Here is a 14,684-nt window from a genome sequence, read left to right on the forward strand (position 1 = left end):
TAATCATTTATATACCTCAATACCATTCCTTATGCCACTCATTCTTCCTGTGAAAGGTAAATATCCAGTAATCGGAAAAGATAATTTTATAGCGGATAATGCCACCATCGTTGGCGATGTTGTTATCGGTGAGAATTGTTCGGTTTGGTTTAATGCTGTTATCAGGGGTGATGTTAATAGCATTACAATCGGAAATGAGTCTAACATTCAAGATGGGGCCGTTATTCACGCCACATACTTAAAGGCAGCTACCCAGATCGGTAACAGGGTATCGGTTGGGCATAACGCTATTGTCCATGGTTGCACGGTGCATGATCATGTATTGATCGGTATGGGTGCCATCATAATGGATCATGTTAGTATAGAACCATATTGCATTATCGCTGCCGGATCAGTGGTTCTGGAGAATACCGTCTGCGAGACCGGGTTTCTTTATGCAGGCACACCTGCTAAAAAAATTAAGCCCATTACCGAGGAGCAAAAAGCATTGTTAGATAAACTACCCGATAATTATGTGATGTATGCAGGTTGGTTTACTCATCCTTTGGAGGAGGAGGAATAGTTAAGTTATCTACCCTTTCCCAATTTGCCCTAAGTGATTTTTCCTCCGGAGAATACCAGATTTTTTCAGGTTGTTTGCCGGTTGCCACGTTTCCAGTATCCCAAATGCCATTTCTGTTTTCATCATAAATCACCCTCACAAAATATTTTCCTGCCGGATAATTTGCAAAATTCAGCGCACCATTTTTAGTTATTGTGTAGCTTTTAATGGTATTTTTCTTTTCATCGATGAATTCAACCAGGTAACTTTTTGTTGTATCTGGGAGTGTTACGTTAAGCGCTAGTGTGCCATAACTATCTGTAGTTTCCAACGTGAAGCTTTTATTGATTTCCTTGTTTTTAACATTGAAAATACCAGTAAATGCTCCGGGACTAAATTTTATATCGTAAGTACGCTTATTCTTCCAGGTATATTTCAGATAGTATTTTAGAAAATCTACACTGTCTTTTATCAATTCAAAATTTGTGCGTTTTACAGAATCTTCTAATAAGGTAATTTTTGACGCATCTGCCATAGTTATAGGGAAGTTTAAAAGCAATGTGTATCGCTGATAAGGATTAAGCTTCCCGCCAGCGGTATTATCCGTAATGGTTAAATCTCTACTATACGTATCTTTTTTACCTCTGCTAAAATTTACAGTCTGTATTACCTTACCCTGTTCTTGCAGTGCCACCTTAACCGAATCAAATGACAAATTATTCAGCCAAACTTTAGCAGTATCGTTGGTTTTGTTGAAGTAAACAAACTTTCCTACATCTGCCGCTGGCGGATCCATCACAGTGATTTTGGGTTGCTTAAGCCTTTGATTGAACATGAGCGATATGCTACCATCATTATTAAGTTTCCTATCTAATACCCTAAACTCTGGAGCAAGCTCTTTAAAAACCTGTAGGTTAATATTTTCTATATTTTTATCGATAACCACGGGTTCGTTAAGGAATCCAACTTCATCTGATAATTGCTGGTAAATCTTATCTCCACCTCCCTGGGCTTCTTTAAGCGCATATACTTTATAGGTACCTTTACGCAGATTATTGATCTTGTAAAGGCCTGAGCTATCAGTGAGTGTATAAATAGATGGTCTTCTTTTCCCAAATAATGTATCCCTTTCAATCGGTAGGATAAATACTGAAGCTTCCTTTTCTGTTTCGCCCGAAAGCGCACTGGTAACTTTACCACTGATAGACAACGAATCGATTTCATCACCAGTGGAAAACACGTAAGACAAATTCTTTAAAATATTATTCTCATTAATGTCTGCTATCGCTTTCCCAAAATTCAGGGTATAAGTTGTATTTTTCTCTAGTGAGTCCTGGAAAGCAATTTCGAGTGTTTTTTTCCTTGTCGTAAGAATAGGAGGCTGTTCTTGGTCTGGCGAAATTGAAAATTCTTTAAACTCGTCATTCAATTTAAAATATTCATCAAATTCAATTATAATTTTCTTAGCACTAAAATTTCTGGTCAAATTCTTTGGTGTCATATTTAACACCTTAGGTGGTTTGGTATCTCTTGGTCCTCCTTGTGGAGTTTGCATGCTTGCACAACCAGCAATGAGCACTAACATCAATGAAATGATGAAAATTTTGGTATTAAAATAATGGCTCCCTAAAATTGACATGTTTTAAGCGTTTAAATCGATTTTAAGTGAATTATGAATGATATCATTAAATTATATTTTTAATGCTTTATAACGAATATAATAGATCTTTATTTTTAATATTATAAATACCTGATTATCAACTATTTATTAATAAAAACCATCAATACTGATATATCTGAGGGCGAAACACCCGAAATTCGTGACGCCTGCCCTAAAGTTCTTGGCTTTATCTTGAATAATTTTTCTCTAGCTTCTTTGGATATAGATACTACTTTGTTATAATCGAAATTTGGTTGAATTTCCCTATCTTCCATCTTAAGCATTTTAGCTACAATTTCGTTTTCCTTTTCGAAATAACTTTCGTACTTGATTTTTATTTCTGCCTGTTCGATTGTTTCGTTATCAAGTTGATCAGTAACATTTGCCAAATGAGTGCTCACTTTTATAATGTCTTGTAAGCCAACATGTGGTCTCCCAACAAGGCTATGTATTTTTACGTTTTGATTTAATGTACTTGATCCAAGGCTTTCTAGCATTGGATTAGCATCGGCCATTTCAATACCTTGTTGTTTTGTGAATTTTACCAAAGCATCTGCAGCAGTAACTTTTCGATTAACTTTTTCCAATCGTTCATCAGAAACCAAACCTAATGCATGACCAATAGGGGTAAGGCGAATGTCTGCATTATCCTGACGCAACAGTAAACGGTGCTCAGCTCTTGAGGTAAACATGCGATAAGGTTCCTCCGTACCTTTTGTAACCAAATCATCAATAAGGACACCGATATAGCTCTCTGATCTTTTCATAATTAGTTCATGTTGATCAGTAATTTTTTGGTGTGCATTAATACCCGCCATAAAACCCTGACAGGCCGCCTCTTCATATCCCGTTGTACCATTAATTTGGCCAGCTAAGAAAAGGTTGGAAATTTGCTTTGTCTCTAATGTTAATGACAATTGGGTTGGCGGAAAGAAGTCATACTCGATAGCATACCCTGGCCTAAACATTTTTGCATTTTCAAAACCGGGTATCAGTCGTAGCGCTTTAAACTGAACGTCTTCAGGTAAAGATGTCGAAAATCCATTCACATAAATTTCACAAGTATCCCATCCTTCTGGCTCTACAAAGATTTGATGACGATCTCGTTCCGCAAATCGATTAATCTTGTCTTCTATAGAGGGACAATACCGTGGACCAAGACCTTTGATACGACCCGTAAACATCGGCGACTTTTCGAAACCCTCTTTCAAGGTTTCATGAACCTCTTCATTGGTGTAAGTAATCCAGCAGCACCGTTGGTCTTTTGACACTTTAGTATCGGTGAAAGAAAACTTTCCTGGATTTTCATCTCCCCATTGTTCTTCCATTTTACTATAATCCAAACTCCTTCCATCAACACGTGGAGGCGTTCCGGTTTTCATTCTTCCAGCTTCCATTCCTAATTCTACTAATTGCTCAGTAATTCCAGTGGAAGCCCGCTCAGCAGTTCTGCCACCGCCAAATTTCTTCTCGCCAATATGCATTACCCCGTTAAGGAACGTGCCATTGGTTAGTACTACCGCAGAACTTTCAATTTCTATCCCAAGTGAAGTCTTAACACCATACACTGTATTGTCTTTCACCAATAGTCCTACAACATTATCTTGCCAGATATCTAGATTGTTTGTTAGCTCTAATGCCAGTCTCCATTCTTCTGCAAATCTCATCCGATCGATTTGAGCTCTAGGGCTCCACATTGCTGGTCCCTTAGACTTATTTAACATGCGGAATTGAATGGTCGATTTATCTGATATGACACCTGAATAGCCACCCATCGAGTCAACTTCTCGAACAATTTGCCCTTTTGCTATACCACCCATTGCAGGGTTACAACTCATCTGTGCAATCGTGCCCATATTCATAGTAATCAATAATACCGATGAGCCTAAATTAGCTGCCGCTGCCGCTGCTTCACAGCCAGCATGGCCAGCGCCTACTACTATTAAATCGTATTTTGCAAACATGTCTTTTTATTAGTTTGTTTCACGTGGAACATCAATTTTATATAGTTTTTGTTTCACGTGGAACATCATTTTTTATTCTGAAAGTGCTAGCCATCTCATCGTGAGATCGTCAAGAGTTGCTTTCAAGGTATCAATCTCTTCTGAAACATCCTGAATCTTCTTGTAATCAGAAGCGTCAATATTCAGGAGATTTTCATTAAGTAATGCGATCTTGTTTTCAATTTCTGCCATTGCTAGTTCCGTATCACCAAGTTCTTTTTGCTCTTTAAAACTCAGCTTCTTTACGGTTGTGTTTGATATAGGTTGAGTTTTTGCAGTTTCTCTTTTGGGTTCTACCTTCACTTTCGGTTGATCTAAACTTAAACGATATTCCGAATAATTGCCATTATAAATTCGTACCACTCCTTCGCCTTCCATTATAAATAATTGATCACTCATCTTATCTAATAAATATCGATCATGGGAAACCAACATCAAAATTCCAGGGAAATTTTCTAAAAATTCTTCCAATACATTTAAGGTGTCAATGTCCAAATCGTTTGTTGGCTCATCAAGAATCAAGAAGTTTGGGTTTTGCATCAGGACTTTCATCAAGTTCAGACGTTTTTTTTCTCCACCGCTTAATTTTTCAACCATGCCATGTTGCTTCTTTGGCGGGAAGAGAAATAGTGTCAATAGGGCAGACGCGGTAATTACTGAACCGTCTGCCATTTTAATATATTCAGCATCCGATTTCACAATATCAATTACACGTTCCTTAGGATCAAAACTTAATCCGCCTTGTTTGTAATATCCGAATACGGTTGTTTCTCCTGTATCTACCGTGCCATTGTCTGGCGCTAGTTGACTTGTAATAATATTTAGCAATGTAGATTTCCCTGTTCCATTCTTACCCGCTAATCCAATTCGATCTCCCTTTTTGAATGTATAGCTGAAATCATTAATAATAGGCCGTCCATCAAAAGACTTGGCTATATGTTCTACCTCAATGATTTTTCCGCCTTGTCGAGACATCTTCATTTGCAGGTTAATCGTTTGATTATCAGACTTTTTCTTGGTTTTTTCCTCTAAATCGTAAAATGCATTGATTCTTGCATTAGATTTTGTTCCTCTGGCCTGGGGCATGCGTCTCATCCACTCTAATTCTTTTTTAAGTAGCTGTTGGTTCTTGTGTAGAACTGTGGCATCCAAAGCCTCCCTTTCAGATTTTTTCTCAAGATAGTATGCATAATTTCCATTATAGTTGAAAATCTTACCCCTATCTAATTCAATAATCGTATTACATACATTATCTAAAAAGTATCGATCGTGTGTTACCAATAATATCGTTTTTTGGCCAGTAGTTAAGAGCTTCTCTAACCACTCAATAGTATCTATGTCCAGGTGATTGGTAGGCTCATCTAGCACAAATATTTCAGGATCTTCAATCAATAATTTAGCTAGCGCTAAACGCTTTTTTTGTCCACCCGAAAGTGTCGAAATTTTTTGTTGCAAATGAGTAATTCCCATTCTATTCAAAATGGTCTTTATCTCATGCTCGTATTCCCATGCGTTGTGCTCACTTAGCTCCTCGTATAAACGATTCAGCGCTTTTTCATCCGGATTTGGGTTTTCAATCAGCTCTTCATATTCCTTTATTAACTGTTGCTGCTTATTATCTAAAGAGAAAATATGGTCACTGATTGAATAGCCTTCAGTAAATTGCGGCTCCTGATCTAAGAAACCAATTTTAACGGCTTTGTTTTTCACTATTTTACCTTCTAACGGCGGAAATCTTTCTGCTAATAATTTTAAAAGGGTACTCTTTCCTGCACCATTAATACCAACCAACGCTACTCGTTGGCCAGAGTTAATACCTAAGGTTAAATTTTTAAATAGCCATTCATCATGATAACCATGACCTAAGCCTTCTGCCGCAATTAGTGTGCTCAAATCTGTTGTATTTCGGATTTATAAAGGAAAATTAGTGCAAAGGTAAGTATAAAAACTTTGGCTTCAGTATAAACTTATTTGTACTCATTATGCATCAGTTAAAAATGGCATGATACTGATTATAAGCTTAAGTAGGGAAGGAGTCTGGAACATTACAAACGAAGACAGCGGCTGGACTCGCTCCGCCGCTGCTTCAATCATTAACTAAACTAAAATCTATCATATCGATCGAGAAACTCAATCGGAAATTTCTATCTATAAGACCGATGTGAACATAAATTGTTGCAGGATGAATCCGTGTTTTATACAACTTTGCGCATATAATCGACCAACAGGTATAACTACTAGACGAAATAATAAAAATTCTCGAATTGGGTCTTAAATTGACTCGCCGGATGAGTCAAAGAATTGAAACAGGACAATGCACACTATTTTAGAAACCTAGGAAGTATAACCACAACACAAATGTTAGAGGTATAAGAAAAAACTGTTAAGCAGAACGAATGTTTTTAATGAGGGCAATCAAATTATTTCCTACACGAGATCGAAATTACTTTTATAGGACAGATGTTCATCTTCTTTTTGTGTCATTAACGTCTTAGCTGTTTTGCCCTTGTCTTTATAGCCTAGTAAATGTAAAGTTCCGTGCATCATTATCCTACAAACTTCGTCGAAGTCGCTCGTTTTATAAGTCTTTGCATTCTCTATTACTCGCTCAATACTGATAAAGATATCACCCATAATCTGTTTCTCGATTTCAGAATTATCGAATGTGATGATATCTGTGTAAGTATCGTGGTTGAGGTATTTTTGGTTGATGCCGAGCAAATATTCATCGCTGCAGAAAATAAAGTTAAGCTCTTCCAACTCAAACCCTTCTTTTTTCACACTAGCACTAATCCACTTTTTAACCTTTAGTTTCTGGGGAAGACTGTATTTTATCGATTCGGAAAAAAATGAAATTTTAGGCATAAGTAAGCAATTGGGGACCAAATTTAATAAATTTTATTGAGGTACTAGGTTGGCTAACGACCCATTCTAGTGCGGCTTAGTTGGGCGAATTCAAAGATTTCGAGTATTCTGCGATCTTATTTTTATAATAGTAATTTAAGCTGGGAGGTAGTTTTTGAAGCATGTCATTTCCATTCTGCAATTGTTTTTGATATTGTTCTAACATCTTTTTATAGGAAGGTGGAAAATCTTTTGCTGCCTTGCTCTCTCTTTTAGATTCTTCATCTTGCTCTCTTTCTGCTTTTTCTGCTTCGAGTAGTTTGGTCAAGAGCTCTTTCTGCCGATTAAGGGTTTCCTGTTGCAATCGTTTATTTACAAGGTCGCTTTCGGTTTGCTTCATTTCCTGTATAGCCTCATTCAAGTTGCCCATTTTGCCTCTTCCATCTTTATTTTCTTCTCGATTTATTTTTTCCAAGGCCTGGCGAATCATTTGCTGCTGCTGCGCCATTTTACCAAATTCCTGGCTCATTTGCCCTTTGCCTACTGTGCCTTGGTTGCCCCCGCTTTTCTGCATTTGCTCTCGAGCCTTTTGCATGCCTTTATTTAATTGCTCCTGCATTTGCGAGAGTTGCTTCATTCCTTGTTTGGATTTTTTGCCACTGCCAGACTTTGCATTCTTTTGCATGTTCTGCAGTTGACTTAGCGCTTCACTCAACATCAAACTTAGATTGTTGATAGAGGTCATGGTAAATTGCTGATAGCGGTTGGCTTCCGCTGTTCTTCTATCTCCTAAATTTTCTAAACTTTTATCAAGATTAAAATTGATCTTATTTACCTCCTGATTGACTGTGGATTCTATCTGAGGAACTCTTTTACTTAACGAATACAAGCTATCGGCAATGGTTTTAAGGTTATCTTTGATTCCACGTTGTTTCTGCACATTTGTTATGTAAGATGGATCTGTAGCGGTAATTCGCTTGAGTGAAAGCATCACTTTCTCTTGTTCGAAAGAGGTATTGAGCAGATTTTCCAATAATTTTCTGAGCTCTCTGGCGTTTAGGTTATTTTCCATTTCCTCTCCCTGCTGCTGCATATCGCTCATTTTCTTAGAAAGTTTTTGCATTTGCTCACCTGCTTGCCCCTGTTTCTGGCTAGCACCTTTACTATCCTTTCTATCTAGTGCATCCTTGCTCTCATCCTGCTGTTTTTGAATATCCTGTAAGTCTTTTTCTGGATTTTCAAAAGGATTTGGACGTTCTAAGGCTTGATTCTTTTCTTGTAACTTATTAATGTCCTCCTTTAAATCTTGCATGTCTTTATTCAGCGCCTGCTGTTTTTCTTTCAGCGATTCATTTGATAAGTTTTTTTCAGCTGTTTGTTTTGCTAATTCTTTCTGTGCCTTCGCCAATTCATCTAATCGGTCAATGTCATTTTGTAGGTTCTGTTCGAATTCTAGCTGCTTATAAAGTTCCAAAATTCGATCAAGTTCATTTTTAAGTGTTTTATTATCCAATTGCATTTTAGACAACTCATCTTTTGCCTGATCTTTATTATTTTGATTAATTAGATTCTGCAATTTTTCTAATAACGCTTTTGTCTTTTCATCCAGAACGTTATCAAATAACTCTTTTATCTGCTTCTGCTTTTCTAAAAGCGCTTCGTTCTCGTCTTGATTCTGTTGTTGATCGAGGTTTTTGTTATTCTGCTCCTGAATTTCTTTTACGACTTTATCTAGCTGCTTTTGCTTATCAAGCAAAGCCTCAATTTCTTTTTTATCTTCAAAAGATATTTGTTTCTTATCAATCAACCGCTCTGCTACTTTCTTACTTTCTTTTTCTACAGTATTTGCCAATCTAATGGCCGACTGAACCTTTTGTTTTAAAGCCTGGCTATTGGCGCTAATTTGCTCGGCAGATTCTTTTTTAGTTAGTTTTTTAAACGTTTTTACATCCGATCGGCTAGTCTTCGCACCGTTAACGCCATCGTTATCAGCTACCTCGAAGAAATATTCAATTTCATCCCCTGGCTTTGCAGCAACCGATCTGGTATCCCAATAGTAAAAAAAAGTATTTTCGGTCGCGTTTGCCTTAATAGGAATATTTTTGGTTACGGTGCTAATGATTCTATTGTTAGATTTAATTTGATATTTGAAACTTAAACGAGTAAAACCATAATCATCACTGGCTTGACCAGTAAAATAATAAAGGTTGCTATTGGTAGAATCTGGTTTTTCCTGAATTTGAATTGCTGGCGCTTGATCCTTTATCACATTTATCTGATGCGAAAGAGAATCGGGGATAGTTACAAAATCGTTTTTTGGAGTGATGCTATACCTTGAGTTATTTTTGATGACTGCATTGAATGATGATTGATTGTTATCTACTTTTAAAGCATGATGTTGCCCGTTCAAATTAAATAGCAGCATATTGCTTTGATTAGTCTTAAAATCCCACTCTACTCGAGTTCCCTCTGGCAGGAGCAGATCTCCGGAATTCTCAGTCGTTTCTGGCTTTTTCCCTAAATAAGCGGGATAGTTTAGCTTAACACTGCTGCTTATTAATGCAGGGCGTGGCTTTACAATAACAGTATAAGCTTGAGAACTAAACCCCCCACCTTTGAAAACTAATTTTTTATCGTACTGGATATTTTTGATGTAATAATGAAACTTCGTGATGGTTTCTTTTTCCAGTTTATACGTGTTTTTACCGTCTGCTACGTAAACTTCGGCAGGTATCTCGTCGCCGTTAAGCTTTAAATCAATAGTCACATCATCACCCTGTGTAACTATTAAATTTTTATTTAAAACTTTAAATTCGAAAGGTGCACTAGGGGCGATATATTCGTCGTATTTAAAAAAGCTATTTGTTCCTTCACGTAAGATGGTGGGTGCAATTAGTCCAATCAGTAGAATAATGGACAGGGGAATAAATAAAAACTTTAAATATTTCCGGTTATCATTAATGCGAACGGCGGTATAGAAGGGAACAGGTTCAAGTGCAATAATTTTTTGATCGATACTGGCTAGAATTAAAGCATTATTATCTGAAGATTCCTGAGCAAGCTGGTGGAGTTGAAGGGTGTTAAGTAGTTTATCCTTGATGTCTGTAAAATGGTCACCTATAATCACTGATGCTTCATCTAACGATAAATGCTTGCCTAGTTTCAGCATCGAAAGTAATGGTTTTGCAATTAGGAAAACGATCAGGAAGAAACCAATTAAAAGATAGGCGAAGAAAATGGCCGTTTTGTATTCTGCTTCAGGGTTAAAATAATAGAGACTTAAAAATACCAGCAAATAAAGCGCAAGTAGTATGGCAGCAACATAAATACTCCCGCGTAAAATCTTGTTCAGATAGAACTTGCGGATAAATTCATCGATCTTCCTTAGTAAATCATTGTAATTATTACTTACCATATCACTGTAAATGTAAAAATAATTCCAGTCAAACAAATGATAAACAAGAAGGTAAACCCTTTGTCACAACTTGTTTATTAAAAACGCTTCTATTAAAAAATCTATACTTTCAATTTATGTTAATTTTAAAATCTCTACCTTGTTATAGTTAATACAAAGGTTACACAAAGTTTAAGTGTTTTTTTAAGCAAAAAAGTACTTTTGACATCTGTAATCACAATCACCGATATGAAAAAAGTCCTTATTAGCGCCGTTATGGTACTTATTTTTACCGCATCATTCGCCCAAAAATTTACCTGGAATAAGACCCAGGTGATTGCACATCGTGGCGCATGGAAGAAGAATAAATTTCCGGAAAACTCTATTGCATCCTTGAATGAAGCTGTTCGACTGGGTTGCTATGGATCTGAATTTGATGTTTGGATGACTGCAGATAACATGTTAGTGGTTAACCACGACCCGGAATTTCAGGGTTTAATCATCGAAAAAGTAACCTATAAGGCATTGTTAACCAAGTCTTTAAGTAATGGAGAGAAAATCCCTACATTGGAGCAATACCTTCTAGCAGGAAAAAAACAGAGATCTACCAAACTCATACTAGAAATTAAACCATCTTTGATAAGTAAGGAACGTGGATTAGCACTTACAGATGCAGCAATCGGCATGGTAAAAAAACTTGGTATGACCAATTGGATGGAATACATTAGTTTTGATTACGACTATTGCAAACGCGTATTAACCCTTCTTCCAAAAGCAAAAGTTGCATACTTAAAAGGCGATATAACCGCAGAGCAAGTAAAAGCAGATAAATTAACAGGAGTGGATTATCACTTCAGTGTTTATCAAAAAGATGGATGGATAGAAAATGCACATCGCCTGGGTTTAACGGTTAATGCCTGGACTGTTAACGCTGCCCCGGAAATGCAATGGCTTTTGGCACACGGCGTAGAATATATTACCACTAACGAACCAGAATTACTTTTTGAACAAATAAAAAAAGCGCCGGTAGCTATTGGTTGGAAACTGAAGTGGAACGATGAATTTAATGATGCGGGCCTGGCCTTATCAAAAAACTGGTCTTATGATGTTGGAGGAAAGGGATGGGGAAACAATGAGTTGCAATATTACACCGATGCCGATAGCGCCAATGCTGTGGTAAAAAAGGGAAATTTAAACATTACGGTTGCAAAACAAGCAAAAGAAAGCAATGCCTACACCTCAGCCAGATTAGTAACCAAAAATAAGTTCGATTTCAAGTATGGCAGAATAGAAGTTAGGGCGTTGTTACCTAAAGGACGTGGATTGTGGCCTGCAATTTGGGCGCTTCCAACAGAATGGAAGTACGGAGGCTGGCCAAAAAGTGGTGAAATTGACATTATGGAACATGTGGGTTATGAGCCTGATAGCGTATATGGAACCGTGCATACCGAAAAGTTTAACCACGTTATTCATACCCAGGTTGGTAAGGCCGTAAAGATAAATCCTTATGATGCCTACCATGTTTATGCGGTAGAGTGGTTCGAGGATCGGATGGATTTTTTTGTTGATGACCAAAAGTACCTATCATTTAAAAACACAGGCAAAGGACCGGCCGACTGGCCTTTTGATCAACAGTTTCATATCATTTTAAACGTAGCCGTTGGAGGCGGTTGGGGCGGTAAGAAAGGAGTAGATGATGCTATTTTTCCGGCTACGATGAAGGTAGATTATGTAAGGGTTTATCAAAAATAGAAAGCCATTCGAGAAAGGAATATGGACTCTCGTAGAGATTTTTTAAAGAAAGCAACGCTTCTTGCTGGTTCGGCGGGTGTTGGAGTTGTTTTCCCAAATGCTGTACTCAAGGCAATGGCCATCAATCCTGAAATAGGAAGCACCTACCAGGATGCCGAACATATCGTATTCCTAATGCAAGAAAACCGATCCTTCGACCATATGTTTGGGAAGATGAGTGGTGTTAGAGGTTTTAATGATCCACATCCACATATTCAGCCAGATGGAAATAAAGTTTGGCTACAAAAAGATGGGCAAGGCTATACGTATGCGCCTTTTCATGTAGATATCAATAAAACAAAAATTACTTGGCAAGGAGGGCTACCACATTCATGGAATGATCAGCTCGCGGCCAGAAATGGCGGAAATTATGATAAATGGGTTCCGGTGAAAACACCTATGTCTTTAGCTTACTATGATAGGCATGACATACCTTTCTATTATGCCATGGGCGATGCATTTACCATTTGCGATCAGCATTTTTGCTCATCATTAACGGGCACCACGCCAAACAGGCTATTTTTCTTTACAGGAACCGTTAGAGGCGAAAAAAGCGCTAATAAAGAAGCAGTAGTTAATAACGAGCAAGCGGAGTCGCAAAATAACGTTTTTGTAGATTGGCCCACCTTCCAGGAAACCCTGGAAGATAACGGAATCGATTGGAAAATTTATCAAAATGAACTGTGGACCGCCAAACTTCCGGAAGGAGAAGTGGATGATTGGTTGGGAAATTATGGCGATAATCCGATAGAATATATCAAAAGACATCAGGTTAAACTTTCATCTTATTTTCGAAAAAATGGCGATAATACTGTTACACCGCCATTATCGCCGCAAGAAGTGCAGGCCAAATATGATCAGCTATCTCAACGAGACAAGAATTTGATTGATAAGGCTTTTACTACCAACATCAGCGAAGAAGATTATCTTGATTTATCTCCATTTACATTTACCAACGATCAGGGGAAAGAAGAAACCATAAATATACCCAAGGGCGATATTTTTCATCAATTTAGGAAGGATGTTGACAGTGGTAAATTACCTACAGTATCTTGGTTGGTGGCGCCACAACGTTTTTCAGATCATACGAGTTCGCCACTTTATGGTACCTGGTATGTAAGCGAAGCATTAGATATTTTAACCAAAAATCCAGCAATTTGGAAGAAAACGATTTTCATTTTAACATACGATGAAAATGATGGATATTTCGATCATCAACCGCCCTATGTAGTACCCAACCCTGCAGATCCATTAGCCGGGAAAGTATCTGACGGAATAAATTACGCTACTGATTTCGAAAATAAAAAAGCAAGCCCTATTGGGTTAGGTTACCGTGTTCCCTTTATTGTCGCTTCTCCATGGAGTAAAGGTGGCTTTGTAAATTCGCAGGTCTTTGATCACACCTCTTCCATTATGTTTATGGAAAAATGGCTATCGAAAAAGACAGGAAAACAAATTAGGAGTAATAATATCAGCGATTGGCGAAGAAGTATTTGTGGAGATTTAACTTCAGTTTTTAGGCCATATCTAGGCGATCAAATTGTCGTTCCAGATCCATTAAAAAGAGATGCTGTGGTTACAAATATTTCCAACGCAAAGAACAAACCGCCACAAATCGGACCTACAGCCTTGAACAAACTGGAAATTGCAAAAATTAACAGTAACGAAGCTTTTTCTGAACACACATCTAAACATTTGCCAAAGCAGGAAAAAGGAACCAGGCCTGCCTGTGCTCTGCCTTATCATTTAAATGTTGATGGCAACGTTATAGGGAATGAATTTGTAATACGCTTCGAATCTGTTAAGGCGTTATTTGGCGCCAAGACTGAGAATGTTGGTGCTCCCTTTAATATGAATACGGCTACTCATTTTAAAGGTGTGGCAGGTAAGGTTTGGGCTTATGCTGTAAAATCTGGCGATATCTTAACAGATCGCATTGATATTGAAGATTTCGATAGCCAGGTTTATGATTTAGCCATCAATGGCCCGAATGGCTTCTACAGGCATTTTATTGGCAACAAAAGAAATTCGGAAATAAACATCAGTGCCAAAGCAGAAGAAGGTGGAATAGCGAATAAAAAGTGTTCTGGAAATTTGATTTTTTCAATGGAAAATAAATCTCAAAAGGCAATCACCATTCAAATTGTAGATAACAAGTACAAGTCACCCCAGCGGAATTTGATTTTAAAACCAAAGGCAAGCACCACTTTGGTGCTGAATCTATCGAAAAATGCTAACTGGTACGACTTTACGATCCAGCTCCCAGGATCTGCCTTAAAACACCGTTATGCTGGAAAAATTGAAACAGGGGAGATCACCAAAACTGATCCTTACATGGGGAATGTGCTATAAATGTAGAACCCAACCTTCTAAAAGCAGCAGCCAACGGCGGTTGGTTAGTTAAAAAAAAAGCCTTAGAAAATTCTTCCGAAGGCCTTGATGTGAAAATAA

Annotated in this window: 8 protein-coding genes; 3 read left to right on the forward strand and 5 right to left on the reverse strand. The window is 37.6% G+C overall.

Annotation, left to right across the window (positions count from 1 at the left end):
* The first annotated feature begins 31 nt into the window (after window positions 1–31).
* Window positions 32–562: a gamma carbonic anhydrase family protein gene (locus tag OQ268_RS04320; RefSeq protein ID WP_265854869.1), complete on the forward strand. Its 531-nt coding sequence runs from the start codon at window positions 32–34 to the stop codon at window positions 560–562.
* Here the strand turns inward: OQ268_RS04320 and OQ268_RS04325 are convergent.
* The 5 genes from OQ268_RS04325 to OQ268_RS04345 all read right to left on the reverse strand — a co-directional run bounded on the left by OQ268_RS04325 (window position 534) and on the right by OQ268_RS04345 (window position 10,463).
* The gene (locus OQ268_RS04325) at window positions 534–2,180 is read right to left on the reverse strand and encodes an Ig-like domain-containing protein (protein WP_265854870.1); all 1,647 of its coding nucleotides are present in this window, start codon (window positions 2,178–2,180) and stop codon (window positions 534–536) included. The two genes, OQ268_RS04320 and OQ268_RS04325, sit on opposite strands and share 29 nt — an antisense overlap.
* Window positions 2,181–2,302: 122 nt before the next feature.
* A complete protein-coding gene (gene mnmG, locus OQ268_RS04330) occupies window positions 2,303–4,165 on the reverse strand; it encodes a tRNA uridine-5-carboxymethylaminomethyl(34) synthesis enzyme MnmG (protein WP_265854871.1) in 1,863 nt (620 codons plus the stop codon).
* 72 nt (window positions 4,166–4,237) lie between these two features.
* Window positions 4,238–6,097, reverse strand: coding sequence for an ABC-F family ATP-binding cassette domain-containing protein (locus tag OQ268_RS04335; protein WP_265854872.1), 1,860 nt, complete (start codon window positions 6,095–6,097; stop codon window positions 4,238–4,240).
* Window positions 6,098–6,631: 534 nt separating this feature from the next.
* Entirely contained in the window at window positions 6,632–7,069 is a 438-nt protein-coding gene (gene ybeY, locus OQ268_RS04340; protein WP_265854873.1) for an rRNA maturation RNase YbeY, read from the reverse strand.
* A gap of 76 nt (window positions 7,070–7,145) precedes the next feature.
* On the reverse strand, window positions 7,146–10,463 hold the full coding sequence (locus OQ268_RS04345; RefSeq protein WP_265854874.1) for a DUF4175 family protein: 3,318 nt from the start codon (window positions 10,461–10,463) through the stop codon (window positions 7,146–7,148).
* Between the two features lie 228 nt (window positions 10,464–10,691).
* On the opposite strand from OQ268_RS04345, the gene OQ268_RS04350 reads away from it, so the two are divergent.
* On the forward strand, window positions 10,692–12,194 hold the full coding sequence (locus OQ268_RS04350) for a glycerophosphodiester phosphodiesterase family protein (protein ID WP_265854875.1): 1,503 nt from the start codon (window positions 10,692–10,694) through the stop codon (window positions 12,192–12,194).
* Window positions 12,195–12,215: 21 nt separating this feature from the next.
* Complete coding sequence (locus OQ268_RS04355) at window positions 12,216–14,585, forward strand: phosphocholine-specific phospholipase C (RefSeq protein ID WP_265854876.1); 2,370 nt, start codon at window positions 12,216–12,218, stop codon at window positions 14,583–14,585.
* Window positions 14,586–14,684: the final 99 nt, after the last annotated feature.

Origin of the sequence: Pedobacter sandarakinus, from assembly GCF_026240095.1 — a bacterium.
Classification (GTDB): Bacteria; Bacteroidota; Bacteroidia; order Sphingobacteriales; family Sphingobacteriaceae; genus Pedobacter; species Pedobacter sandarakinus.

Excerpts from the sequence above, each read along its gene's own strand:
- OQ268_RS04350 (WP_265854875.1), top strand. The coding sequence starts at position 10,692 with ATGAAAAAAGTCCTTATTAGCGCCGTTATGGTACTTATTTTTACCGCA.
- OQ268_RS04355 (WP_265854876.1), top strand. The coding sequence starts at position 12,216 with ATGGACTCTCGTAGAGATTTTTTAAAGAAAGCAACGCTTCTTGCTGGT.
- OQ268_RS04320 (WP_265854869.1), top strand. The coding sequence starts at position 32 with ATGCCACTCATTCTTCCTGTGAAAGGTAAATATCCAGTAATCGGAAAA.
- OQ268_RS04325 (WP_265854870.1), bottom strand. The coding sequence starts at position 2,180 with ATGTCAATTTTAGGGAGCCATTATTTTAATACCAAAATTTTCATCATT.
- OQ268_RS04345 (WP_265854874.1), bottom strand. The coding sequence starts at position 10,463 with ATGGTAAGTAATAATTACAATGATTTACTAAGGAAGATCGATGAATTT.
- ybeY (WP_265854873.1), bottom strand. The coding sequence starts at position 7,069 with ATGCCTAAAATTTCATTTTTTTCCGAATCGATAAAATACAGTCTTCCC.
- mnmG (WP_265854871.1), bottom strand. The coding sequence starts at position 4,165 with ATGTTTGCAAAATACGATTTAATAGTAGTAGGCGCTGGCCATGCTGGC.